The sequence below is a fragment of the Phenylobacterium sp. genome, assembly GCF_004299445.1.
Lineage (GTDB): Bacteria > Pseudomonadota > Alphaproteobacteria > Caulobacterales > Caulobacteraceae > Phenylobacterium.
Map to the genome: position 1 here is coordinate 1 of NZ_SCTC01000054.1, position 24,323 is coordinate 24,323.

Here is a 24,323-nt window from a genome sequence, read left to right on the forward strand (position 1 = left end):
GGCAGGCCACCCTGCAACATCTTGAGCGCCTGGTCGCCGACGGACTGATCGGTCACTCCGACGCGCGTAGGGGCGTGGGCCGGCCGCGCCGCATCTGGACCCTCACCGAAAAGGCCCAGGCCCGGTTCCCGGACACCCACGCCCAGCTGACCCTGGAGATGCTGGACGCCGTGCGCGCCGAGTTCGGCGAGGACGGGGTGGAACGGATGATTCTGCGGCGCGAACAGGCGACCGTGACAGGCTATGCGGCCGCGATGGCCGACGCCGAGACCCTGGAGGCGCGGGTCCAGCGCCTGGCCGAAATCCGGACGGCGGAGGGCTACATGGCCTCTGCGTCGCCCGACCCTGCAGGCGGCTTCCTCCTCGTGGAGAACCACTGCCCGATCTGCGCGGCGGCGGCCGCCTGCCAGGGATTCTGCCGCGCCGAACTGATGGTGTTCCGCGCCGTGCTGGGGCCCGGCGTCGAGATCGAGCGGACCGACCACATCCTGGCCGGCGCCAGGCGGTGCGCCTACCGGATCACGGCGGCCTGAAGCTCAGGGCGCCGGCGGCTTGTCGCGGCCCGGCGTGGCGAGGATCTCGAGCTCGCCCCGATAGCCCAGCTCGCGGACCTTGGCGGTCAGCGCCTCGACGGCGGAGAGCGGCGGCGCCACCTCGCGGGTGAAGATGTAGACCTTGTCGAAGCCCGGCTCGGACGAGATGAACCAGGACCGGTCGGGGTCGGTGGCGATGATCCGATAGGTGCGCGAGATCCGCAGCGGGCCCAGGCGGTAGCGCACAGCCAGGGTGGCGTTCACGCCCGGGTCGCGGATCGTGCCGACGCCTTCGATGCTGCGTTCGGGCGCATCCTGACGCTTGTCGTGGCAGGCGTCCTTCACCGCGATGCGACCCTTGTCGTCGCGGCTGTAGCGCGTGGTGGCCCACTCGCAGCCCTTGGTCAGGCCCGTGGGCGTGCGCGCCTGCTCGTACCAGACACCGGCGTAGAAGGCGTCGGGGGTCAGCGGCCCGGCGCTGGGCGGTTCGGGCGTCGCCGTGGCGGCGGCGAGGAGCAGTCCGGCGGTGGCCAACAGCGACACGGGCGTCCTTCCCAGGCATGGGTGGCGCGGGCGTGCGCCGAAGCGAACATAAGAACGAAGCCCCGGGGGTCCAGAGGGACGCTTACTTCTTCGCGGGCGCGGCGGCTCCCGGCAGTTGTGGTTCGAAGCCGGGCTGCCGGTGGTTGGCGGTGCCCGATGTGACGTACCAGCTGATGAACAGGGCGCAGATCAGGGCGCCGGGGACGTAGGAGTTGGTGCGCCGGTAGGTCCAGGCGCCGATGACGCCGATCACGCCCAGCAGCGGCACGAACTGGATGGCGATCACCGTGTTGAGCGGCTCTTTCGGGGTCAGCAGCAGGCCCGTCGAGAACAGGGTCGCATACTGCCAGGCCACCATCACCAGGAACCCGCCGGCCATGGCGATCTTGGCCCAGCCCAGGGACGCGATCAGCCCCTCGCCCTTCACCGCGATGCGGCCCGCCAGCCCGCGCATGGCGACCAGGAAGAACAGCGTCCAGAGGATCAGGTAGCCGGGCAGCTGCATCGCCCGGGTGGCGTCCAGCGGCTTCAGGCCCAGGACCCAGAACCTGTAGTCCACCTTGAACAGGCCATCGATGACCAGGATTGAGCCGTAGGCCACCGCCATGGTGGCCAGCGAGGCCAGGATCGCGGGGACCCAGCGGTTGGTGAAGACGGCGCGGTTCTTCAGGAAGACGCCGAGGATCAGGCTGATCAGCGCCGTGCCCAGCGCCCACACCAGCAACTGATTCTGGACCCACTGCGGGAAGGGCGCCATCGGGAAGAACACCTGCCCCACCTTCATCAGCGGGAAGTAGGTGAGCGCCGGCAGGATCGCGGTGACCGCCAGCATCAGCCACCAGCGGCCGTCGCGGCGCTCGACCACGGGCTGGGCCGGCTGGGCCAGGGCGGCGAAGGGCGGCAGGCCGATCAGCAGGTCGAAGGTGGCCAGGATCAGGCCGACCAGACCGATGAAAGCGACCAGCGTGCCGAGCTCCTTCGAGAGCCAGACCTGATCGGACGCAGGCTTGGCGTTGGGCGCCGGGATGGTGCGCTGGAACCAGTCGACCGCGCCGCCGACGCCGCTGGCGGAGAAATGTTCCCAGGGGTGGGTGATCGGCGGGTTGAGCAGCAGCCGCGCGGTGCCCTGGGCGATGTCGCCGTAGAGGCGCCCCTCCTCCACCGGGCCGGTGACGCCGAACACCTTCTGGAGCTTGGCGGACGTCTCGATGTCGCCGCCCTTGGGGACGCCCCACATCAGCCCGGCGAACTCGTCGAACTGGCCGAAGACCACGGCGAGGTTCCTCGGATTCTCGGGGGCCGGCGCGCCGAGCAGGCCGGGCGTCGAGCCTTCCAGCACGATCGCGCGGTAGCCGTCCGGGTCGGCCTTGGCCGCGGCCAGGATCGGGCCGCCGCCCATGGAATGGCCCTCGAGCCCGATGTTGGCCTTGTCGACGAACGGTAGGCTCTTGAGGTGGCGCAGCGCCGCGGGGCCGCCGAATCCGGCCGTGCCCACGATGCCGCCCGAATAGCCGTGGCCGGTCATGTCCATGGCCAGGACCACGTAGCCGCGGCGCGACAGCTCGATCGCGAACGGGCTCTGCATCTCGCGGGTGTTGATGTAGCCGTGGCTGACCAGGACGCCGGGTGCGGGCTTGGCCGCCGTGGCGCCGGCCGGCCTGTAGAGCAGCGCCGAGACGGTCACGCCCTCCTCGGCCGGAATCCGCACCTCGGTGATCGTCACCGCGCCGCCGTTGGTCTGCACCCGCGACGCGAAGAACGCGCCGCCCAGGATCAGCCCCCAGGCAAGCGCAAAGGCCAGCCACTTCCGCATCGTTCCCCCGCCCCGTTCCTTCTCGTTGAAGGGACGATGCGCCCTGCACGCGCGCCGCTCAAGTCGCGGATTCCTGTTCCTCCTACCGACGACTGGTGAGGCGGCGGCCGGCAGGGCATAGTCGCCCGGCCACGCGCGGACGGACCCAAGGATCCGCGCGGGCCAAGAGGAGGATCTCATGCCCTACGCGCCCGCGGGCCGTGCGTTCTATGACGCCGACAGCCACATCATGGAACTGCCCGACTTCCTGAAGGCCTATGCCGACCCGGCGTTGCGCGACGAGATTCCGGAGGTCAGCTATTCGGCCTCGATCGTGACCGACGAAGAGGTCGCGGTGATCGTCGGCCAGGGCAACCGCCACAGCCCCGAGCACGTGGCCGCCCAGATCGCGATGGGCGACGAGCTGATCGCGAAGTCCAAGGAGATCCAGGCCCTCGGCGCGTTCAACAGCGCCGACCGGACCACCGCGCTGGACCTGCTGGGCTTCCGGAAACAGCTGGTGTTCGCGACTCACAGCGTGGCGATGCCGTTCTCGCCGTCATCGAAGCTGGAGCACCGGCTGCGCTATGGCGCGGCGCGCGCCCACAACCGGCACATGAGCGAGTTCTGCAAGTCCGACCGGCGGCTGATGGGCGTGGCGGTGATCCCGTTGGACGATCCCGACCTGGCGCTGGCCGAGCTGGAATTCGCGCTGAAGGCCGGGCTGAAGGCGGCGTGGATCCCGCACCGGCCCTGCGGCGAGCGCTCGCCGGGCCACGTCGACCTCGACCCGTTCTGGGCGCGGCTGGCCGAGACGGGCACGCCGTTCCTGCTGCATGTGGGCGGCGCGCCGCTGCAGCTGGCCAAGGCCTGGATGAACAACGGCCGCCCGCCGACCAAGGACTGGCTGGGCGGCGGCGAGAACCTGCGGACCAAGGACATCGCCCTGCTGCACGAGGGGCCCGAACAGTTCCTGACCATGATGGTGTTGGACGGGGTGCTGGAGCGGCATCCGAACCTGCGCGGGGCGGCGGTGGAGCTGGGCGCCGGCTGGGTTCCGGAACTGCTGCGCCGACTGGACTGGGTGGTGAAGCACTGGAGCCGCAACGACGAGAACCTGCAGCGCCTGCGCCGCACGCCGTCGGAACAGATCACCCAGCAGCTGGCGTTCACGCCCTTCGTGTTCGAGGAGGTGGGCAGCTTCATCGACCAGTCGAACGCCGACCTCTACCTGTTCTCCAGCGACTATCCGCACATCGAGGGGGGCCGAAATCCAATCGGCCGGTTCGAGGCGGCGCTGGGCGAGCGGCCCGAGGCGGTGCGGGACAAGTTCTACGCCGACAACTTCCTGCGGATCTTCGCCGACGCGTGACGTCAGACCTGCCTTTCCCACGTAGTGGGAGAGGGGGACCGCTCGCCGAGCGCAGCGAAGAGCGGGTGGTGGAGAGGGCAAGCGGCCGCAGGGGCCGTTGGCCGATCGGCTGCTGAGCCCTTAGGCGGACATTCGATCCGCCGAGCCTGAGGCATGCCCTCTCCACCACGCCCTCTACGGGGCGCGGTCCCCCTCTCCCACTGCGTGGGAAAGGCAGGTTGAAGTCATATAAAGATATCTTTATGTCTTCTGTCGCGCTTAGCCACAGGAGCCGTCCGCATGCCCGTTCAACACGCCAGGGAAGCCGTTGGTCAGGCGTTCTCGCTGCCCGCGATGCTGCGCGCCCGGGACCTGACGTTCGAGGCGGTGCGCAAGATCGCCGCGGCGATCACGCCGGGCATGACCGAGGGCCGCGGCGGCGAGGTGGCGCAGGAGATCCTGGAGGCCATGGGCATGGAGCGCCTGTGGCATCGCAACGTGATCCGCTTCGGGCCGGGCACGCTGGAGACCTTCTACGGCGAGTTCACGCCGGACTATGTGCTGCGGGCCGACGACATATTCTACGTCGACCTGGGGGTGGTCTGGGACGGCCACGAGGGCGATGCGGGCGACACCTTCGTGGTGGGAAACGATCCCGAGATGGCCGCCTGCGCCCAGGCCGCGCGCGACCTGTGGCATGAAGTGGCGGGCCGCTGGCGCGACGACGGCCTGACCGGGGCGGCGCTGTACGCCTTCGCCAAGGCCCGGGCCGAGGCGATGGGCTGGCGGTTGAACTGGGAGGTGAAGGGTCACCGCGTCTCGGACTTCCCGCACGCGATCTACAAGGCGGGCGCCCTGGGCGAATTCGACGCGATGCCGACCACGGGCCTGTGGATCCTGGAAATCCAGATCGCCCACCCGACGCGTCCGATCGGCGCCTTCTACGAGGACCTGTTGGTCCGCGAGGCGGCCGCGGCGGCCTAGCGGGCCGTCAGCCAGGCGGCGACGGCCTGCTTGTCGTCGGCGGTCAGGCCCTCGGCGGCGGCGGCCATGGGACCGGTGGTCAGGGCGGCGACGATCTCGGCGGGCGTCTTGGCGGCCAGCTGCTCGCGGGTCAGCGCGCGCTCGTCGCCGGCCTCGTGACAGTCCTTGCAGCGCTCGGCGTAGATCGCAGCGCCGCGCGGCGGGGCGGCCGGCGCCTGACCGAACGCGGGCGCGGCCAGCACGCCCAGCGCCATCAGTCCTGCAGCACCGGCCCACTTCGCGCTCATGCGAGACTCCCGGACACTCTGGTTGACCTTCCCAAGGGGTTCGCCGGGCGCTAGGCAACGCTCGGTTCATTTCGGGAAGGAGACGCCGATGCGGCGCGTGTTCAAGGCGGTGTCGACCGCGGCGGCTATCACGTCGGGCGTGCTCACCGCAACGAGCGCATCGGCCCAGGTCGAGACCCGGCCGCCGATTACTGCGTACAAGCCGGCCTTCGCGGGCCAGACCCGCGCGCCGGAGCAGAAGCTGGGCGGCGCGTTCGACGCTACGACAGTCACCTCGGGCCTGCAGTTTCCCTGGTCGCTGGCGTTCCTGCCGGATGGCCGGATGCTGGTGACCGAGCGCCGGGCGGGCAAGCTGCGGGTGGTGGCCAAGGACGGGACGCTGGCCGAGGCCGCGGTCGAGGGGACGCCGGCGGTGTTCTCGGGCGGCCAGGGCGGCCTGCTGGACGTTGTGCTGGACCCCGCCTTCAAGACGAACGGCCTGGTCTATCTGAGCTATGCCGAGCCGAACGCCGACGGGACCAACAACACCGCCGTGGCGCGGGGCAAGTGGGTGGACGGGCCGACGCCCAGGCTGGACGGCCTGACGGTGATCTACCGCCAGCGCCCCGCCCTGGCCTCGCCGCTCCACTTCGGCTCGCGGCTGGTGTTCGCCCGCGACGGCAAGCTGTTCGTGACGCAAGGCGAGCGCTCGATCCCCGCCGGCCAGAAGCAGGCGCAGGATCTGGCCAGCGGCCTGGGCAAGATCGTGCGGATCAATCCCGATGGCTCGATCCCCAAGGACAATCCGTTCGTCGGCAAGGACGGGGCGCGGCCCGAGATCTTCAGCTATGGGAACCGCAACGTGCAGGCTGCGGCGCTGCACCCGCAGACCGGCGAGCTTTGGGAAGTGGAGTTCGGCCCGCAGAGCGGCGACGAGATCAACATCATCCGCAAGGGCCGCGACTATGGCTGGCCCACCATCACCTATGGCGTGAACTACGGGCCGGCCAAGACGCCGATCACCGGCGGCGAGACCCAGCGGCCGGGCATGGAGCAGCCGCTCTACTACTGGGACCCGACGATCGCGCCCTCGGGCATGATCTTCTACACCGGCAGCCTGTTCCCGAAGTGGAAGGGCAGCCTGCTGATCGCCGGCAAGCAGCCGCAGGGCCTGCCCGGCGGCTTCGTCACCCGGCTGACGCTCAAGGGCGAGAAGGTGGTCGGCGAGGAGCGGCTGGAGACGCCGGCCCCGGCCAACTGGCGCGACATCCGCCAGGGACCGGACGGGGCGGTCTACCTGCTGAAGGACGGCACGGCCGGGGCGATCGTGAAGCTGACGCCCAAGAAGGGTTAGGTCCGACGTCGTCGCGTTGACGCGGTCGCGGACGTCGTGGTTTTGACGGCTCTGCCCAAAACAGCGGCAGTTCTCGGACCTGAGGCACAGGCGGGCTTTGAGTCTCGGATTTGAAAGACAAAACTGCTAGCTAACGGCCAAGGGATAGGGAGGACGTTTCGCCTAGCATGGCCGCACCTGTCGCCATTCGAGGTCAGCGGAGCCTGCTGCGGCAGATCCGCGAGGCGCTTGCCGGGGGCGGCCCCGCGCAGCAGCGCCTGGACATGGTGGTGCGCATCATCGCGCTCTCCATGGTGGCCGAGGTGTGCTCGATCTACCTGCGGCGCGCCAGCGGCGAGATGGAGCTGTTCGCCACCGAGGGCCTGGATCCCAGCGCCGTCCACGTGACGCGGATGAAGCCGGGCGAAGGCCTGGTCGGCGAGATCATCCGAGCCGGCCGACCGCTGAACCTGGCCGACGCGCCCGAGCACCCCGCCTTCTCGTACCGGCCCGAGACGGGTGAAGACCCCTACCACGCGTTCCTGGGCGTGCCGCTGCTGCGCGGCGGACGCGTGATCGGCGTGCTGGTCGTCCAGAACCGCACCGAGCGGACCTATTCCGAGGACGAGGTCGAGGACATCCAGATCGTCGCCATGGTGCTGGCCGAGATGGTCGCCTCGGGCGAACTGATCAGCGTGGGCGAGCTGGAGGGCGTGGAACTCGCGCCCCGCCGGCCCGACCAGCTTAAGGGCTCCAAGTTCGCCGACGGACTGGCCTATGGCGTGGCGGTGCTGCACGAGCCGCCGGTGGCGTCCTCGCAGCTGCTCAGCGACGACGTGGTGGCCGAGGAGAAGCGCCTGGCCGAGGCGCTGCAGAGCCTGAAGGACCAGATCGACCGCATGCTGGAGGGCCAGCACGGCCTGGTCGACGCGTCGTACGACGTGCTCGAGAGCTACCGCATGTTCGCCCACTCCTCGAGCTGGAACCGCAGCCTCGAGGACGCCGTGAAGAACGGGCTGACGGCCGAGGCGGCGGTGGAGCGGGTGCGGTCCGAGCACCGGGCCCGCCTGGGCCAGGCCCGCGACCCCTACATGCGCGAGCGGCTGCACGACCTGGAAGACCTGAACGACCGGCTGCTGCGCCACCTGTCGGGCGCCGGCAGCGTGGCCCGCGACCTGCCCGAGGGCGCCATCCTGATCGCCCGGAACCTGGGGCCGGCCGACCTTCTGGAATACGACCGCACCAAGCTGGCCGGGCTGCTGCTGGAGGAAGGCTCGTCGGCCAGCCACGCCGCCATCGTCGCCCGCGCCCTGGACATCCCCTGTGTGGGCCGCCTGGCCGGCCTGCGCGACAAGGTGTCGGAAGGCGACCCCGTGATCGTCGACGCCGAGACCGGCGAGGCGTTCCTGCGGCCGCGGCCCGACGTGGTGAAGGCCATCCAGGCCCGCGTGCTGGTGCGCCGCCAGCGGCGCGCCGAGTTCGCCAAGCTGAAGGACACGCCGGCCTTCACCCGTGACGGTGTGAAGGTGACGCTCCTCATGAACGCCGGCCTGGACGTCGACCTGGAGAGCCTGGCCGACACCGGCGCTGAGGGCATCGGCCTGTTCCGGACCGAGTTCCAGTTCATGGTCTCGGAGGAGATGCCGCGCTTCAACGCCCAGACGGCGCTGTACTCGCGGGTGATGGACGCGGCGGGCGACCTGCCGGTGACGTTCCGCACCCTGGACCTCGGCGGCGACAAGGTGCTGCCTTACATGGAGGCCGAGCGCGAGGAGAACCCGGCGCTGGGCTGGCGGGCGGTGCGCATGGGCCTGGACCGGCCGGCGTTGCTGCGGCTGCAGCTGCGGGCGCTGATCGCGGCGTCGAAGGGCCGGCCGCTGCGGATCATGTTCCCGCTGATCGCCAGCGTGGACGAGTTCAGGGCCGCGCGCGCCTGGGTGGACCAGGAGGTGGCGTGGGCCCAGCGGCGCGGCCGCCCCGCGCCGTCGCGGCTGGACGTGGGCGCCATGATCGAGGCGCCGTCGCTGATCTGGCATCTGGACGCGCTCTTGCCGATGACCGACTTCGTCAGCGTCGGGACCAACGACCTGATGCAGTACATCTTCGCCGCCGACCGCGGGAACCCGCGGGTGGCCGACCGCTACGACTTCCTGTCGCCGCCGATGCTGCGGGCGATGGAGGCGATCCAGCGGGCCTGCGCCGAGACCGGCACGCCGGTCAGCGTGTGCGGCGAGATGGCCGGCCGGCCGCTGGAGGCGTTCACCCTGGTGGCGCTGGGCTTCGAGCGCCTGTCGATGCCACCCACCGGCGTCGGCCCCGTGAAGCAGATGGTGCTGTCCTGCGACCGTGAAGCCGCCCGGCGCGGCGTTTCGGCGCTCTTGAAATCGTCGGCCGGATCGGTTCGGAACGAGATTGAAACCCTGGCGCGCAAACTCTACCTCGCCGTCTGAGACTCGCCCGAATCCGTAGACACTATGGGGCTGGAGCCCCCGAACCTTGGCCTTGTTGAAGAAGCGTCCGTCGAAGAAGCCGCCGTCCGGCCGCGACCGGATGCGCGCGATGCTGAGCCTCGTAGGGGCCGAACCGCCGGCCGACGCCCCCGGCGGCGGCGCCGCACCCGAGGAACCGGCGGGGCCCATCGATCCCCTGTTCGCGCACGACACCCTGGGCGAGGCGCTGAAGGCGATCCGCCACGATCGCGGGTTGTCGCTGGAAGACGTGGCCGAGCGGACGCGGGTGCGCCGGGCCTACCTGCAGGCGATCGAGGAGATGCGGCTGGACGCCCTGCCCTCGCGCCCCTTCACCATCGGCTACATCCGCGCCTACGCCGGGGCGTTGGGCCTGGATCCGGACGCCGCGGTCGAGCGGTTCAAGACCGAGGAGCCGGTGCTGGACGAGCCCCTGCGCGCGCCGGTGGGCATGCTGGACGAGAAGGATCCGCGCGTCGCGGCCTTCACCGTGGGCGCCATGGTGATCATCGCGGCCATCGTGCTGTGGAACATCGCCCAGCGCTCGATGATGGCCGCCGCCCCGCCCCCGCCGCTGGCGTCGGAGACCCAGTCCGAGCAACTGTTGGCGAAGCTCAAGGGCGGCACGATGGTCCTGGGCGAGCCGCTGCCGGCGCCGGTCGAATCCACCACGCCCACGCCCTACGAGACACCCGGCCTGGCGGCGTCGCTGGGTCTGAAGACCGATCCCAACGATCCGAGCTCGGGCCACCCGCCGCCGCCGACCCGTTTGGGCGAACCCCCGCCGGTGGACCTGGCCTCGCTGAAGCCGGTCTTCACGCCGGCGGGCAAGATCTACGACAGCGGCAATCCCCGGCTGGGCTCGACGGTGACGGTGCAGGCGATCAAGGCCGGCGCCCTCATCGTGCGTGGCCCCGACGGCTCGGTCTATTTCGCCCGGCAGCTGGCGAAGGGCGAGGCCTACCGGGTGCCGAACCTGGCCGGCCTGACGCTGGACGTCTCGGCGCCGCAGGATTTCCAGGTGTTCGTGGCCGGCCGCTCGCACGGCGTGCTGCCCTCGACCCAGGTGCTGGCCTCGAAGCTGGCGACCGCGACGCCGAACGTGGCTGCGCCTGCGGCCGCTCCGGCGCCGACGACCGCTGCGCCGGCGGCCGCGCCCGTCCTGAAGATCCCGCCGGCGAAGACCGCTGCCGCGCCGGCCCGCTGAACGACCTCCCGCCGTTTCGCAGGGGAGGCGAGATAGCGTTTCGCACCGCCACGGACTATTTTCCCCGCCATGACGACCGAAGCCCATACCGCCGTACGCCCCTGGCGCGCGATCGACCGCCGCGCGAGCCGCAAGATCCGCGTGGGCAGCGTGGAGGTGGGCGGCGACGCGCCGATCACCGTCCAGTCGATGACCAACACCCTGACCGCCGACGCGAAGGCCACGATCGAGCAGGTGCGCCAGCTGGAAGAGGCCGGCTGCGACATCGTCCGCGTCTCGTGCCCGGACGAGGAGTCGACCGCGGCGTTCAAGGAGATCGCCCGGGCGGCCAAGGTCCCGCTCGTGGCCGACATCCACTTTCACTACAAGCGCGGCATCGAGGCGGCCGAGGCGGGCGCGGCCTGCCTACGGATCAATCCGGGCAATATCGGCAACGCCTCGCGCGTGCGCGACGTCATCCAGGCCGCCCGCGACCACGGCTGTTCGATGCGGATCGGCGTCAACGCAGGTTCGCTGGAGCGCGAGCTGCTGGAGAAGTACGGCGAGCCCTGCCCCGCCGCCATGGTCGAGAGCGCGCTGAACCACGCCCGCATCCTGCAGGACCACGACTTCCACGAGTTCAAGATCAGCGTGAAGGCGTCCGACCCGTTCATGACGGTGGCCGCCTACCAGCAGCTGGCCGAGGCCATCGACTGCCCGCTGCATATCGGCGTCACCGAGGCGGGCGCGACGCGGACCGGCACCGTGAAGAGCGCGATCGGGATCGGCTCGCTGCTGTGGGCCGGGATCGGCGACACGATCCGCGTCAGCCTGGCGGCCGACCCGGTGGAAGAGGTGAAGGTCGGCTTCGACATCCTGAAGAGCCTGGGCCTGCGCCACCGGGGCGTGAACATCATCGCCTGCCCGTCGTGCGCGCGTCAGGGCTTCAACGTCATCAAGACGGTGGAGGCGCTGGAGTCCCGGCTGGCCCACATCGCCACGCCCATGAGCCTGTCGATCATCGGTTGCGTGGTGAACGGGCCTGGCGAGGCGCTGATGACCGACCTGGGTTTCACCGGCGGCGGCAAGGGCTCGGGCATGGTCTATGTGGCCGGCAAGCCCGACCACAAGATGGACAACGACCACATGGTCGACCACATCGTCGAACTGGTCGAAGCGAGGGCCCGCGAACTCGAGGCCGCGAAAACCGTCGCCCAGGCCGCGGAGTAGCGCCCATTCGTCCTCTCTACGGGGCGGCATTACAAAAGTGACACCTGCGTCACTCTTGCGTGCGGCGGCGTGTCGCGCTTAGGTGCGCGACCAATTCTCTTGGAGGAACTCATGTCGGCGGACGGCAACTGGAAAGTCACGATCAACACCCCGATGGGCGCGCGCACGATGGCGGTGAAGATCGCCACGAGCGGCGACACCTTCACCGGCTCGGTGGACTCGGAAATGGGCGCGCAGGAAGTGACCGGCAAGGTCGACGGCGACACCCTGACCTGGAGCACCGACATCACGAACCCGATGCCGATGAAGCTCGAGTTCACCGCCAAGGTCGACGGCGACAAGATGAGCGGCAACTGCAAGCTGGGCATGTTCGGCAACGCTTCGCTGACCGGCGAGCGCGCCTAAGACTTACGTCCGCTCCCGCGACTCTGCGGGAGACGTGACGTCCGGATCAGGGGTCGCACCGCGATGGCGGCGCGGCCCCTTTTTCGTGCCTGCGAGATGGCCTAGTTCGCGGGCGTGACCGCGTCGGCGGCCTTGCCGGCGGCGTCGCTGACGCCTTCGGCCGCCGTGGCGGCGCTGTCGGCCACGCTGGAGGCGGCGCTGGTCACAGCCTGGGTCTGGAGCGCGTCGTTGCGGTTCGCCTGCAGCAGGAAGAACGCCACGATCGCCACCATCGCCAGGACGGCGACGCCGACCATGATCCCGCCAAGGCCCGAGCCGCGCTTTTCCACATAGGTCGTGCCGCCGCCGACATCGCGTTCCACCACGCGTTCCGTCGTCTGGCCGTCGCTGCGTTCCGTCACCCGTTCGGTCGCCATGGTCTCGTTCCTCCGCATGTCACCGGGTGCGAGAACACGCGAGGCGGGCGACCGTTCCGGTCAGGCTCTGCGCGGCGGAACCACGTCGGCGAAGTCGGGGAAGGTTTTCCACTTGGGCTCGACCGGCGCCTCGCCCGCGGCGGGAACGTACGGCGAGGCCTCCTGGACGGTCATCTGCGGGATGTAGCGCGGGCAGTTCGGGAAGATGTCGATGGGCGTCACCTTCACCAGCAGCTGGGCGCCGGGGACATCGGCCATCGCCGGATCGTCGCTCACCACCTCGGCGCGGCCGTTGACCCGCAGGCGTCCGGGCTTGTCGCCCATGGCGATGAAGAGCAGGCCCACGTGCGGGTTGGCGGCGATGTTGCCCAGGCTCTTGAACATGCCGTTGCCGTCGTAGTCGGGGAACACCAGCAGGTCGGGCGCGGCGATGCGGACGAAGCCTGGCGCGCCGCCCTTGAACGAGCAGTCAGGGCGTCCCTCGGCGTCGGCGGTGGCGAGGAAGAAGAAGGGCAGGGTCGCGATGAAGGCGGCGTCGCCCTCGGTGAAGCGGTCGCGCCGCAGCTTCTCCTCCAACCGGTCGGCCAGCGCGCGGCTGCCGAAAGCGTCCTGGAGCTGGCGGTTGCCCTCATGGAACATGGCGGTCTCCTCCCTGGCGGCACCATAGCGCATTTGGCGCCGAGGCTCGTCTCGGCTAGAGACCCGCTCCCATGCGACTTCCCCAGGCCCGTCTCGACCAGGTGCTCGACCGCTTCCGCGAGATCGAGGCGCGTATGGGCGCCGCCACCGACGGCGCCGAGATCGTGCGCCTGTCGAAGGAGCACGCCGAGCTGAAGCCTGTCGCCGATGCGGTGACGGCGCTGGAGCGCGTGAAGGCCGAGGGCCCCGAGCTGGAGGAGATGCTCACGGCCGGCGACCCCGAGATGGCGCAGATGGCCCGCGACGAGCTCGAGGCGCTGAAGGCCAAGCTGCCGGCGCTGGAGCACGAGGTGGCTCTGCTGCTGGCGCCCAAGGACAAGGACGAGAACGCCTCGGCCGTGCTGGAAGTGCGGGCCGGCACCGGCGGCGACGAGGCGGCGCTGTTCGCAGGCGACCTGTTCCGGATGTACTCGCGCTATGCCCAGTTGCACGGCTGGCGGGTCGAGATCGACAGCGTCACCGAAGGCGAGATGGGCGGCTACAAGGAGATCGTGGCCGCGATCACCGGCGATGGCGTCTTCGGCCGCCTGAAGTTCGAGAGCGGCGTCCACCGTGTGCAGCGCGTGCCGGCCACCGAGGCCCAGGGGCGCATCCACACCTCGGCGGCGACCGTGGCGATCCTGCCCGAACCCGAGGATGTCGAGATCGAGATCCGCGACCAGGACCTGCGCATTGACACCTATCGCTCGTCGGGCGCCGGCGGCCAGCACGTGAACAAGACCGACTCGGCCGTGCGCATCACCCACCTGCCGACCGGCATCGTGGTGACCAGCTCGGAAAAATCGCAGCACCAGAACCGCGCCCGGGCCATGAAGGCTCTGAAGGTGAAGCTGTACGACATGCAGCGCGAGGCGCTGGATAGCGCCCGCTCGGAGAGCCGCAAGAGCCAGGTGGGTTCCGGCGACCGGTCGGAACGCATCCGCACCTACAACTTCCCGCAGGGCCGCGTGACCGACCACCGGATCAACCTGACCCTCTACAACCTCGCCAAGGTGATCGAGGGCGAGGCGCTGGACGACGTGATCAACCCGCTGATCGCCGAGGACCAGGCCGCCCGTCTGGCGGCGCTGGAAGACGAATTCAGCTAGGCCCGTCCGCTACTTCGGCGCAGGTCCACGTCCGCGCAGGACCCCGACCCGCTGCTGCGCCGCCTGCCAGAGCTCGCCCACGCCCTTGAACCGCAGCCCGACGGTGTCGGCCATCGCGGCGCCCCGTTGGCCCATGGGCGCGGGCGGGCCGATCGTGGAGTCCATGGCGGTCTGGTGTTCGATCTCGGCGTTCAGCTCGGCGCCGATCAGCACCACCATCACCGAGAACCAGATCCACAGCATGAAGCCGATCACCGCCCCCAGGGAGCCGTAGGTGGCGTCCAGGCGGGCGACGTTGGCCAGATACCAGGAGAAGCCGGCCGAGCCCGCCATCCAGAGGAAGGCCGCCACGAGGCTGCCGATGAACACCCAGCGCCAGCGGGCGCGCTGGCGGCTGGGCCCGTAGCGGTAGATCACGGCGAAGGCGCCCGCGGCGGCGGCGTACACCAGGGGCCACAGGGCGAGGGCGCTCCCCTCCCCCCGCAGGCGCAGCGGCGCGGCCACCAGGATCGCGCTGACCACCGTCAGAAGCAGCAGGAAGGCGACGGTGAAGCCGTAGGTCGTGGCCGTCCGCGCGACGAAGCCGCGCTTCTCGGTCTCGTCATAGGCTGTGTTCAGGCCGTCGAAGAGCGACTTCATCCCGGCGCTGGCGCTCCAGATCGACAGGAGAAGACTGACGACGAAGGCCGCCGACAGGCCTGCCGTCTCGCCGTTGGCCAGCCGCAGCATCTGTTCGCCCAGGAGCCGCACGGCTTCGGGCGGGAAGATCGAGGAGAGCTGGGCCAGCTGCTCCTGCACCGTGCGCACGTCGGCGATCAGGCCGTAGAGCGAGACGAACACGCCCAGCGCCGGGAAGATCGCCAGCAGGGCGTAGTAGGTGACGCTGCCGGCCACCACGGTGAGCCGGTCCTCGCCCACTTCGCGCCAGGTGCGCCAGAGGATGTCGCGCCAGCCGCGCCAGGGAATCTGGCGCGGGCGAACGGCCACGCGGCCCCGATCCGGTTCCTGGATTTCGAACACCGCAGGCTCGGCCACGGTCTGGCGCGACAGACCGGGCTGCGGCTCGGGGGGCGGCTCCGCAGGCGGCGCCGGCGCGCGGCGGTTGGACCACCACGCCGAGGTGGCCACGGCGGCCAGCGCCCAGGGCGCAATCGCCAGCAGCCTGTTTGTCATCCCACGCGCCAACCCGAACCTCCGACAGCCGCCCGGGGGTCTAACCGCCGAGCCGCGCGCACGTTCCGGCGCCTCCCGCCTTGAGATCAGCCGGGGTTTCGGTCAGAAGCCGCCCATGAGCGGCCACGTCGCGGCGATCTTCCGCCATCCTGTGAAGGGCTTCACGCCCGAGAGCCTGACCCACGTGGACCTCGCCCCCGGCGAGGGCTTCCCGCACGATCGCATCTGGGCGGTGGAGAACGGGCCGTCGGGGTTCGACCCGGCCCAGCCCGCGTGGACCTCGAAGCAGAAGTTCACCGTCCTGGCGGCCATCCCCCAGGTGGCGGTCGCCAAGACGCGCTATGACGAGGCAACGGGCGTGTTCAGCGCCCAGGCCGAGGGGCGCCCCACGTTCTCAGGGCGGCTGAGCGAGGCCGAGGGGCGCGAGGGCTTCGCCGTCTGGCTGACCGCCTTCCTGGATCCCGACGACCTGCGCGGACCGCTGAAGGTGATGGACGCCCGCGGCGGGTTCCGGTTCACCGACCACCCCGCGGGCCAGGTCTCGATCATCAACCTGGCCAGCGTGCGCGACCTGTCGGCGAAGATGGGCGTGCAGCTCGACCCCCTGCGGTTCCGCGGCAACGTTTATGTCGAAGGCTGGCCGGCCTGGGCCGAGAACGACTGGGCCGACCGCGACCTGATGGTGGGCTGGGCCCGGGCTAAGGTGTTCAAGCCGATCGTGCGGTGCGCGGCGACCGAGGTGGACCCGACGACCGGAGCCAGGGACCGCGAGGTCGTGAAGGCGTTGTTCGACAACTACGGTCACACCCTGTGCGGCGTGTACGTGCATGTGATGTCGGCCGGCCGCGTGGGGCTGGGCGACGCGGCGACCACGCCGCAGGCCCTGGAGGGCGCGCCATGAGCCTCAACCTGGTCCAGGCCTGGAAGGGCGCGCGGGCGCGACTCGAGGCGGCGGGGCTGACAGGCCCGGTGATCGATGCGCGGCTGCTGGTGGAGGCCGCCGCCGAGGCCACCCGGGTGGACATCGTGACCGATCCCTACCGGGAGCTGACACCCCAGCAGGAAGCCACGCTCGAGGACTACCTCTCGCGGCGCGAACGACGCGAGCCGGTAAGCCACATCCTGGGCCGAAAGGGCTTCTGGAAGATCATGCTGAACGTCACGCCCGACGTTCTGACGCCGCGGCCCGACACCGAGACGGTCGTGGAGTACAGCCTGCGCGAGTTCCCCGAGCATGCGCCGTGGCGCATCCTGGACCTGGGCGTGGGCTCGGGCGCGATCCTGCTGGCGCTGCTGGCCGAGCGCCCGGCGGCCCGCGGACTGGGGATCGACGTCTCGGAGGAGGCGCTGGCCGTGGCGCGCGACAACGCCGCCGCATTGGGGCTGGCGGGACGCGCCGCATTCCTGCGCGGTGACTGGACGGCCGGCCTGGCGCCCGACGAATTCGACCTGGTCGTCTCGAACCCGCCCTACATCGCCGACCATGTGATCCCGACGCTGGAGCCCGAGGTGAAGGACCATGAGCCGCACCTGGCGCTGAGCGGCGGGGCGGACGGGCTGGACCATTATCGGATCCTGGCGCCCGAGATCCTGCGGGTGCTGAAGCCGGGCGGACGGTTTTCGGTGGAGATCGGCTTCGACCAGAAGGACGCCGTCGAGGCCCTGTTCCGCGAGGCGGGCGCGGTGTTCGTCACGACGATCAAGGACCTGGCCGACCGGGACCGGGTGGTCGCCGGTGAGAAAAAGGCCTTGGAAACGACGGCCTGACTCGCTACATCAGATCACGTCTCCACCCAAATTCGTCGGTGCTGAAGGTAGATGCGTCCCCAAGCAGGACGCCCGCCGAACCCGACAGGCGCGACGCTTTCTTGATCAAGCAGGCCTCTCGCTGACGAGCTTCCGGGCGGAAGACGGGGAACACTTACGCCTTCACATGACATGCCCAGGCCGGGCCACATCCCTGAAGGCCAGTCGCCGATCAGGCGCTAGGGAAGAACCAAACGGTTTCTTAAAATATGAGAGATTTCAAGGGTATGAAGCGCCAACGCGGGCGCAATCGGGGTGGTGGCGGCGGTAGTGGCGGCGGCGGCAAGCCGCAGGCCCACAACGCCAACCGGGCCTTCGATTCGAACGGCCCCGAAGGCGTGAAGGTGCGGGGCAATCCCCAGCACGTCTTCGAAAAATACCAGCAGCTGGCCCGCGACGCGAACGCGGCGGGCGACCGGGTGCTGGGCGAGAACTACCTGCAGCACGCCGAGCACTATTTCCGCCTGCTGCGCGCCATCCAGCCCAACCGGCCGGCCAGCGAGATCCTGGGCCGCGACCAGTTTTCCAGCGGCTACGACATCGATTTCGAGGACGAGAGCGGCCAGCAGGCCGCCATGGCCGCGGACGAAGCGGCCCCCATTGAGGGCGCTGAAGCGCGCGAGGAGGCCGAGGCCCAGCGCGAACGCGACCGCGAGCAGAACCGCAACCGCGACCGCGATCAGAACCGCGATCGTGGCGAGTGGCAGAGCCGCGACCGGGATCGTGACCGCTTCCGCGACGGCGAAGGCCGCGGCCGAGATCGCGACCGCAACCGCAATCGTGACGACCGTCCGCGCACGGAAGGCGACGACCGTCCCCGGGACGACCGGCCCCGTGACGACCGAGGCGGCGACGACCGGCCTCGCGACGACCGGCCTCGCGATGATCGTCCCCGCGACGAACGCCCCAGGGATGATCGTCCCCGTGACGAGCGCCCGCGCGACGAACGTCCGCGGGACCGTGACGACCGGCCGCGTGGGGATCGCCCCCGCTTCGAGCGTGACCGCCGCGACCGTGGCGACCGGGACGATCGTCCCGAGCGCGACCCGCTGGCCGTGGTGCAGCCGACCGAAACCGGTCCGATGCTCCGCGACTCCGACGGCGGCGCCAGCCACGCGCCGGCCTTCCTCCAGGCGGCCCGACCCGCGCCGGCCCCTGTGGCTGACGACGGCGAAGCCAAGCCCAAGCCCCGCCGTCGCCGCGCCCCGCGCAGCTTCGAAGGCGAAGGCGCCCCGGCGGCCGCCGAGAGCGAAGACTAGCCGAGCCCCCCGTCTCCCCCTGCGGGAGAAGGTGGCGGCCGAAGGCTGACGGATGAGGGGTCGCACCGCGGCCCCTTTTTCGTGTCCGGCCGAACGTCGGCCAAAGAAGACCGCTATTCCGAGCGCTTCAGCAGCGCCGCCAGCTCATCCTTCCACAGGGCGGCGTGCGTGTGCGTGCCGTGGCCGCGGGACTGCAGGGTGGCGGGGATCAGGACGTAGCGGGTGGTCTTCAGGCGCGTGATGGCGGCCTCGGCCAGGCCCAGCTCGGGCGGGTTGATGAAGTCGTCGGCCGAGTTCACCCAGGTCATGGGCGCGGTGATCTTCTCGAGGTCCTTCGAGGGGTCGTAGGTGCGCGACGAATCCACCTGATAGATGAAGTCGTTGGCGTCCATGCCGGCGATCCGGCGGGGCAGTTCGCGCGCGACATAGTCGTCCACGGCCGCCCGCGTCGGCAGCTGCGCCTGCAGCGGCAGCGGCGCCGCGCCCGCCAGGATCAGCAGGTTGGCGGCGGTCTTCAGCCCCTGGACGGGCTGGGTCCTGTAGTCGCCGCCCATCCAGGCCGGGTCGGAGGTGATCGCCTCGATGGCCATCCGCCGCCACAGCCGGTTGCGCCCGGCGATCTCCACCGGCTGGCACGCCAGCGGCATCAGGGCTTTCGCGCCCTGCGGATAGGTCTCGGCCCAGATGAAGCTGTGCATGCAGCCCATCGAGGTGCCAATGATCAGGCGCAGCTTGTCGATCTTGAGGCTTGTGACCAGCGCGTGCTGGGCCTCGACCATGTCGGCGTAGTCGTACCTGGGGAACTTCGCCCGCAGCCCGTCCGACGGCTTGGAGCTGTCGCCATGGCCGATATTGTCGGGCATGACGATGAAGTACTTCGCCGGGTCCAGAAGGCCGCCGGGCGTGAACAGCACGTCGGCGAACAGCGGGTTGGTGAAGCTGCGGCCCGAGCCGCCCGTGCCATGCAGGATCAGCACCGCGTTGGTCACCTTGCCGGCGGCGTCGAGCTTGGGCGCGCCCAGGGTGTGGTAGCGGATCTTGAGCTCGGGCAGCGTCTCGCCGGTGCGGAACCGGAAGTCCTTGATGACGAAGTCATGCCCCACCGGCTCCGGCGCGGCCTGGGCCGCGCCGGTCGCGATCAGGGTGGCCGCCAGGGCGGCGGCGGCAAGTTTCAGGACACGCGACATCAGCAGGCTCTCCAGATCGACGCGCGAGCTTACGGCGCGCCGGCCCTTCGAGCCTAGAAGGTGTAGCCCACGCCCACGCGGAAGCTGCGGCCCGGCAGCGGCGCGATGTCCTTGAGGAACGAGGCGTGCTCGCGGGCCTCGGTGTTGGTCAGGTTGTGGCCGTCGAGGAACACCTTCAGGCCGTCCTTGCCCTTGAGCGGACGCACCACCAGCGAGGCGTTCAGCATCGTGTAGCCGCTGGTGGGCAGCTCGAACGTGGCCACCCGGTCCTGCTTGCCGACGTGATGGACCTCCACCGTGCCGGTCCACCAGCCCGCCTCGTACACGCCGCGGCCGGTGACCGACCACGGCGGGATCCGCACGGCCGGGCCGAAGTCGGTCTTGCCGTGGACGTAGTCGGCCGCCGCCTCGAGGTGGAAGCTGCGTTCGCCGTCGCGCCAGGTCTCGACCGAGGCTTCCGTCTCGAGGCCGTAGAACTTCGCCCCGCTCTGCACGAAGGTGAAGACCGGGAAGCCGGATTCGGCGTCCACCGCGCCCGTCGGGATCAGGTCGATGAAGTTGTCGTAGTCCGAGTAGAAGAGGTGGGCGTCCACCGTCCAAGGGCCGCCCCGATAGTGCAGGCTGGCGTCCGCGGCGTACGACACCTCCTTGTCGAGGGTGGCGTCGCCGATCTCGAACTGGCCCGTGGCCGGGTGGGCCCCCAGCGACGACAGCTCTTCCTCGGTCAGCCCGCGGCTGGTGCGTGAGAGCGCGAGGCCCAGGAAGAGGCCCTCCGCGGGTCGCACGAAGCCGGCCACCGAGGCCGAGATGTTCGTGAAATCGCGATCGGCGCGGACGTTCTTCACCGAACGGCCGTCCACGCGCAGGCCGCCCTCCAGGCCCCAGGCGTCCTTGTCGTATCGCTGGAGGGTGAAGACGCCCCATTCGTTGATCTTGGTCTTGGGGATCAGCGCTTCCTCGCCGATGGCGTCGAACGAGCGGTGCAGACCCTGGACGCCGATCGCGCCCTGCCAGCCGTCCCGCTCGCGCTGGACCAGTTCGATGCGGCCCTCTTCGCCCTTGGACAGGAAGGTGGTGCCGGCCTCGGCGCCTTCGAACTCGGTGTGCTCGTAGTCGGCGTAGCCGCCGGTGAACCGCACGCTGGCGAACGGGCCGCCATCGAAGTCGAGCGCGCCGCGGGCGTCCACGCGGGTCTGCTTGAGCTCGATGCGGACCTCTTCCTCGGCCGCGCTTCCGTATTCGCTTTCGGTGCGCCGGACCGCCACGCCGCCCCAGCCGGGTTCGCCGACGTAGGAGAAGCCACCCCCGAACCCATCCAGCTTCGTATAGGTGTTCGGGACCTTCTCGCCGTCCCGCGACGGCTTGGGCAGGCCCTGATCCGCCGCCAGCCGGCGCGATATCGCCGCCACAGGGATCTCGTAGTCGTCGGTGCGGCGGCGGACGCCGTCCAGCGTGACGCTGAGGCCCTCGGCGAGGCCGGCCTTCAGAGCGCCCGAGACCTGACGGCCGTCGTCAACCGAAGAGTAGGTCCCCAGCGCGCGGCCGTGCACGCCGGCCTCAAACTTGGACGGGATGCGCTCGTCGATGACGTTGACGATGCCGCCGATGGCCGAGCCGCCGTACGCCAGGGCCGAGGGACCGCGCAGCACCTCGATGCGCTCGGCCTCCTGCGGGTCGCTTGCCACCTGGTGGTCGGGCGACAGCCCCGAGGCGTCGATCTGGCCCACGCCGTTGGTCAGCACCTGCACCCGAGGGCCGGCCAGACCGCGGATCACGGGGCGGCTCGCGCCCGGACCGAAGAACGACGAGCGCACCCCCGGCAGATGGGCCAGCACGTCGCCCAGGCCGGCCGACGGGGCGAGGTCGAGGGCGTCGCGCTTGATGACGTTGACGCTGGTCGTGGTGGAGTCGAGCGAGACCACGTACGGCGCAGCCGTGACCACGACCTCGGAGAGGTCCTTATGCCCCGGCTCGGCCGCTTGGTCGGCCTGCGCAGCCGAAGCGGAGAGAACAAGGGCGCCGACGGTGGCGAACAGAGTGACGCGGGACATCAGATGGACCTGGACGGGAGATGGGACTTGAAGAGCGGCGCTACTGTTATGAAATAACATAACGACCCGTCAAGCACGTTGCGAACAGGCAGGATCGGCGGTAGCGGAAAGACATGGCGAGCGACTGCCACCATCACGAACACCATGTGCACCACGGCCTGAAGGGCGCGGCCCTGGGCCAGGCGCTGGGCGCGGCCGAGGATCGCTGCACGACCAGCCAGGAGCGCCTGACGGCCCCTCGGCGCCGGGTTCTCGAGCTGTTGCTGTCGGCCGACGCGCCGCTGAAGGCCTACGACCTGATCGCCGCCTTCGGCCAGCACGGCGAACCGGCCAAGCCGCCCACCGTCTATCGCGCCCTCGAGTTCCTGGAGCGCCTGGGCTTCGCGCACCGGATCGAGAGCCTGAACGCCTATGTGCCCTGCCGGATCGAGGGCGGGCACATGGCCGCCTTCCTGATCTGCGACTGCTGCGGCGAGGCCGCCGAGTTCCAGCCCGACCTGTCGGCGGCGCGCGATGCGGCGAGCCGCACCGGCTACGCGGTCCGCGCGATCACGCTGGAAGCCCGCGGCCTCTGCGCCGCCTGCCAGGCCGGATAGACGTCCCTCCCCGATGGGAGGACCAGGCGCTCAGTACCAGAAGATGTTGCGGACCACCTGGACGATGCGGCCGGTGTACTGGTCGATCAACAGGGCGTCGGGGCCGGAGCGCACCCAGTCGAACCCGGGCGGCGGCAACGGCAGATCGTACTGCCAGGGATCGAGGATCCAGTAGCTCGGGCCGAACCAGCTCCGCGGATAGAACTCGCCGTAGCTCCAGCTGCGGACATAGAAGCCCGACGGCGGCCGCCACGCATGGCGATAGCGGTAGCTGCTGAAGTAGACCGAGGGATAGCGCCCGCGCTCCCAACGGCGATAATCGCGCCGATCGTCGTGGCGGTCCCAGTCGCGGCCGCCGGACCAGCGGCGATCCCCATCACGGCGATCCCCGTCCCAACGATCATGATCGCGGCGATCCTCCCCGCGGCGATCGCGGTCGCGCCAGCCGTCATCGCGCCGGCCCTCCACACGATGATCCTGATCACCACGGCGCCAATCGCCGCCATCGCCTCGACGACCGTCCACAAGGCCGTCACCCCCGGGGCGTCCCTGCCAGCGTGGGCCGTCGCCGCGACGCCCCTCGCCACGTTGTCCATCTCCGCGGGGGCGATCCCCGCCCCCATCCCAGCGGCGGCCGTCACCCCGGCCCTGCCCGCCGTCGCCCCGGAACCGCGGCTGCGCCGCTTCGGGAGCCTGAGGCGCCTGGGGAGCTTCGCGCGCGCGTGGCGGCTCGCCCCCGTCGCGCCGGCCGCCGGTTTCGCTGACTTCGCGCTGGGCGCGCACGCCGCCGCCTTCGGGACGGCCGCGGCCGTCCGCGCGGCCTTCACTGCGCTCGGCCCGGTCGTCGCCGCCGCGGCCTTGCGCCAGCGCCGCGGGCGCCTGGGCCGCCAGTACGACGGCGATCGCCGTCATCACCATTCTCTTCATCGCACCAGTCCGAATTGGGCCACTCACGCAGCCCTGCAGTCCCATCTGCAAGTAAGGTACGCACCGACTGGGTGAACGGGGGTTGAATGGACCCGCTTGAACAGACCGGCTTGAACAGGGGGGGCGGTTCAGGCGAGTTCAGGCGATCGAAGGAAAGAGACCGTGCCCGCGACCCCGAACGACATCCTGACCTTCTGGACCAATGCCGGCCCCCAGAAGTGGTATGCGGTAAAGCCCGCCTTCGACGAGACGATCCGGCTGAAGTTCGAGCCGACACACCACATCGCCGCGCGCGGGGGATATGATGACTGGGCGGTGACGCCGCAGGGCGCGCTGGCGCTGCTGATCCTGCTGGACCAGTTTCCGCGCAACCTCTACCGCAACTCAGCGCACGCCTTCGCCACCGATCCCAAGGCGCGCGCCATCGCCCGCATGGCCGCCGAGAAGGGCTGGCATGCCCAGGTCGAACCGCCCATGCGGCAGTTCATGCTGTTGCCGTTCGAGCATTCGGAAGAGATTGCCGACCAGGACTATGGCCTGGCGCTGGCTGAAGCGCTGGGCGACCCCGAGATGATCAAGTGGCACCGAATCCACCGCGACGTCATCGCCCGCTTCGGCCGCTTTCCCCACCGCAACCCGGCGCTGGGGCGCACGACCACCGCCGAGGAGCAGGCGTTCCTCGACGACGGTGGTTTCGCAGGCTAGCGGCGTTCGGCCCTACTCGGCCTTGGGCTGCTTCTCGGCGGCCTTTTCAACGCCGCCCGACTGGGTCACGCAGACCTTCCGCGGCATGCGCGAGCCGCTGGGCGTGGCCGTGTAGCACGTCTTCTTGGGTGCAGCCTTGGCCTCGGTCGACTTGGCCTCCGGCGCAAGCGCGGGCGCAGGAACGGCTGCCTGGACGGACTCGGGCGCAGCGAGCAGAGCCATCGCCGCGAACGCGGAAACAAACATAGGACCCACCTTACATAAAAACTGTAGGCGGCCCTTAACGAACCGTTCACCGTGCGCCAACCCGGGATTCGACGAACGG

The 24,323-nt window shown here is 70.1% G+C and carries 24 protein-coding genes; 14 read left to right on the plus strand and 10 right to left on the minus strand.

Annotated features, from left to right (window positions below):
- Positions 1-533 (plus strand): hypothetical protein (locus EPN98_RS15415; RefSeq protein WP_293363793.1); only part of this gene is annotated, 533 nt, incomplete at its 5' end.
- 3 nt (positions 534-536) lie between these two features.
- Here the strand turns inward: EPN98_RS15415 and EPN98_RS15420 are convergent.
- A complete protein-coding gene (locus tag EPN98_RS15420; protein WP_293363794.1) occupies positions 537-1,076 on the minus strand; it encodes a lipocalin family protein in 540 nt (179 codons plus the stop codon).
- 82 nt (positions 1,077-1,158) lie between these two features.
- Positions 1,159-2,889: an alpha/beta fold hydrolase gene (locus EPN98_RS15425; protein WP_293363795.1), complete on the minus strand. Its 1,731-nt coding sequence runs from the start codon at positions 2,887-2,889 to the stop codon at positions 1,159-1,161.
- Positions 2,890-3,067: 178 nt separating this feature from the next.
- On the opposite strand from EPN98_RS15425, the gene EPN98_RS15430 reads away from it, so the two are divergent.
- Together EPN98_RS15430 and EPN98_RS15435 are read left to right on the plus strand one after the other, a co-directional pair.
- Positions 3,068-4,240 (plus strand): amidohydrolase family protein, encoded by a 1,173-nt coding sequence (locus EPN98_RS15430; RefSeq protein ID WP_293363796.1) that lies wholly within the window; start codon positions 3,068-3,070, stop codon positions 4,238-4,240.
- 279 nt (positions 4,241-4,519) lie between these two features.
- Positions 4,520-5,203 (plus strand): M24 family metallopeptidase, encoded by a 684-nt coding sequence (locus tag EPN98_RS15435; protein WP_293363797.1) that lies wholly within the window; start codon positions 4,520-4,522, stop codon positions 5,201-5,203.
- On the opposite strand, the gene EPN98_RS15440 is transcribed toward EPN98_RS15435, so the two are convergent.
- The gene (locus EPN98_RS15440; protein ID WP_293363798.1) at positions 5,200-5,490 is read right to left on the minus strand and encodes a c-type cytochrome; all 291 of its coding nucleotides are present in this window, start codon (positions 5,488-5,490) and stop codon (positions 5,200-5,202) included. The genes EPN98_RS15435 and EPN98_RS15440 overlap by 4 nt on opposite strands.
- An 88-nt stretch (positions 5,491-5,578) precedes the next feature.
- On the opposite strand from EPN98_RS15440, the gene EPN98_RS15445 reads away from it, so the two are divergent.
- The 5 genes from EPN98_RS15445 to EPN98_RS15465 all read left to right on the plus strand — a co-directional run bounded on the left by EPN98_RS15445 (position 5,579) and on the right by EPN98_RS15465 (position 12,091).
- Positions 5,579-6,823, plus strand: a complete 1,245-nt coding sequence (locus EPN98_RS15445) for a PQQ-dependent sugar dehydrogenase (protein WP_293363799.1) — start codon at positions 5,579-5,581, stop codon at positions 6,821-6,823.
- A 167-nt stretch (positions 6,824-6,990) separates the two neighbouring features.
- On the plus strand, positions 6,991-9,252 hold the full coding sequence (ptsP, locus tag EPN98_RS15450; RefSeq protein WP_293363800.1) for a phosphoenolpyruvate--protein phosphotransferase: 2,262 nt from the start codon (positions 6,991-6,993) through the stop codon (positions 9,250-9,252).
- A 46-nt stretch (positions 9,253-9,298) separates the two neighbouring features.
- Entirely contained in the window at positions 9,299-10,477 is a 1,179-nt protein-coding gene (locus EPN98_RS15455; protein WP_293363801.1) for a helix-turn-helix domain-containing protein, read from the plus strand.
- 69 nt (positions 10,478-10,546) lie between these two features.
- Entirely contained in the window at positions 10,547-11,686 is a 1,140-nt protein-coding gene (ispG, locus tag EPN98_RS15460; protein ID WP_293363802.1) for a flavodoxin-dependent (E)-4-hydroxy-3-methylbut-2-enyl-diphosphate synthase, read from the plus strand.
- Positions 11,687-11,797: 111 nt separating this feature from the next.
- Positions 11,798-12,091, plus strand: a complete 294-nt coding sequence (locus EPN98_RS15465; protein WP_293363803.1) for a hypothetical protein — start codon at positions 11,798-11,800, stop codon at positions 12,089-12,091.
- A 101-nt stretch (positions 12,092-12,192) separates the two neighbouring features.
- On the opposite strand, the gene EPN98_RS15470 is transcribed toward EPN98_RS15465, so the two are convergent.
- Together EPN98_RS15470 and EPN98_RS15475 are read right to left on the minus strand one after the other, a co-directional pair.
- A complete protein-coding gene (locus EPN98_RS15470; protein ID WP_293363804.1) occupies positions 12,193-12,507 on the minus strand; it encodes a hypothetical protein in 315 nt (104 codons plus the stop codon).
- Between the two features lie 60 nt (positions 12,508-12,567).
- The gene (locus tag EPN98_RS15475) at positions 12,568-13,146 is read right to left on the minus strand and encodes a pyridoxamine 5'-phosphate oxidase family protein (RefSeq protein ID WP_293363805.1); all 579 of its coding nucleotides are present in this window, start codon (positions 13,144-13,146) and stop codon (positions 12,568-12,570) included.
- 71 nt (positions 13,147-13,217) lie between these two features.
- Here EPN98_RS15475 and prfA point away from each other — a divergent pair, with 71 nt between their 5' ends.
- Positions 13,218-14,294: a peptide chain release factor 1 gene (prfA, locus tag EPN98_RS15480; RefSeq protein WP_293363806.1), complete on the plus strand. Its 1,077-nt coding sequence runs from the start codon at positions 13,218-13,220 to the stop codon at positions 14,292-14,294.
- Positions 14,295-14,303: 9 nt separating this feature from the next.
- Here the strand turns inward: prfA and EPN98_RS15485 are convergent, their stop codons facing one another.
- Entirely contained in the window at positions 14,304-15,467 is a 1,164-nt protein-coding gene (locus EPN98_RS15485) for a YihY/virulence factor BrkB family protein (protein WP_293363807.1), read from the minus strand.
- 115 nt (positions 15,468-15,582) lie between these two features.
- Between EPN98_RS15485 and EPN98_RS15490 the strand changes: the two genes are divergently transcribed.
- The 3 genes from EPN98_RS15490 (at position 15,583) to EPN98_RS15500 (ending at position 18,532) form a co-directional block, all read left to right on the plus strand.
- A complete protein-coding gene (locus EPN98_RS15490) occupies positions 15,583-16,368 on the plus strand; it encodes an MOSC N-terminal beta barrel domain-containing protein (RefSeq protein ID WP_293363808.1) in 786 nt (261 codons plus the stop codon).
- Positions 16,365-17,234, plus strand: coding sequence for a peptide chain release factor N(5)-glutamine methyltransferase (gene prmC / locus EPN98_RS15495; protein WP_293363809.1), 870 nt, complete (start codon positions 16,365-16,367; stop codon positions 17,232-17,234). The genes EPN98_RS15490 and prmC overlap by 4 nt, the downstream gene beginning before the upstream one ends.
- Positions 17,235-17,482: 248 nt before the next feature.
- A complete protein-coding gene (locus EPN98_RS15500; protein WP_293363810.1) occupies positions 17,483-18,532 on the plus strand; it encodes a DUF4167 domain-containing protein in 1,050 nt (349 codons plus the stop codon).
- 113 nt (positions 18,533-18,645) lie between these two features.
- Here EPN98_RS15500 and EPN98_RS15505 read toward each other — a convergent pair whose 3' ends face one another.
- Together EPN98_RS15505 and EPN98_RS15510 are read right to left on the minus strand one after the other, a co-directional pair.
- Positions 18,646-19,719, minus strand: a complete 1,074-nt coding sequence (locus EPN98_RS15505; RefSeq protein WP_293363811.1) for an alpha/beta fold hydrolase — start codon at positions 19,717-19,719, stop codon at positions 18,646-18,648.
- A gap of 53 nt (positions 19,720-19,772) precedes the next feature.
- Positions 19,773-21,770 (minus strand): TonB-dependent receptor, encoded by a 1,998-nt coding sequence (locus tag EPN98_RS15510; RefSeq protein WP_293363812.1) that lies wholly within the window; start codon positions 21,768-21,770, stop codon positions 19,773-19,775.
- 113 nt (positions 21,771-21,883) lie between these two features.
- Between EPN98_RS15510 and EPN98_RS15515 the strand changes: the two genes are divergently transcribed.
- Entirely contained in the window at positions 21,884-22,366 is a 483-nt protein-coding gene (locus EPN98_RS15515) for a Fur family transcriptional regulator (RefSeq protein ID WP_293363813.1), read from the plus strand.
- Between the two features lie 30 nt (positions 22,367-22,396).
- Here the strand turns inward: EPN98_RS15515 and EPN98_RS15520 are convergent, their stop codons facing one another.
- The gene (locus tag EPN98_RS15520) at positions 22,397-23,278 is read right to left on the minus strand and encodes an RcnB family protein (protein WP_293363814.1); all 882 of its coding nucleotides are present in this window, start codon (positions 23,276-23,278) and stop codon (positions 22,397-22,399) included.
- Positions 23,279-23,455: 177 nt separating this feature from the next.
- Between EPN98_RS15520 and EPN98_RS15525 the strand changes: the two genes are divergently transcribed.
- Positions 23,456-23,998, plus strand: coding sequence for a DUF924 family protein (locus tag EPN98_RS15525; RefSeq protein ID WP_293363815.1), 543 nt, complete (start codon positions 23,456-23,458; stop codon positions 23,996-23,998).
- A gap of 12 nt (positions 23,999-24,010) precedes the next feature.
- Here EPN98_RS15525 and EPN98_RS15530 read toward each other — a convergent pair whose 3' ends face one another.
- The gene (locus EPN98_RS15530) at positions 24,011-24,244 is read right to left on the minus strand and encodes a hypothetical protein (RefSeq protein ID WP_293363816.1); all 234 of its coding nucleotides are present in this window, start codon (positions 24,242-24,244) and stop codon (positions 24,011-24,013) included.
- Positions 24,245-24,323: the final 79 nt, after the last annotated feature.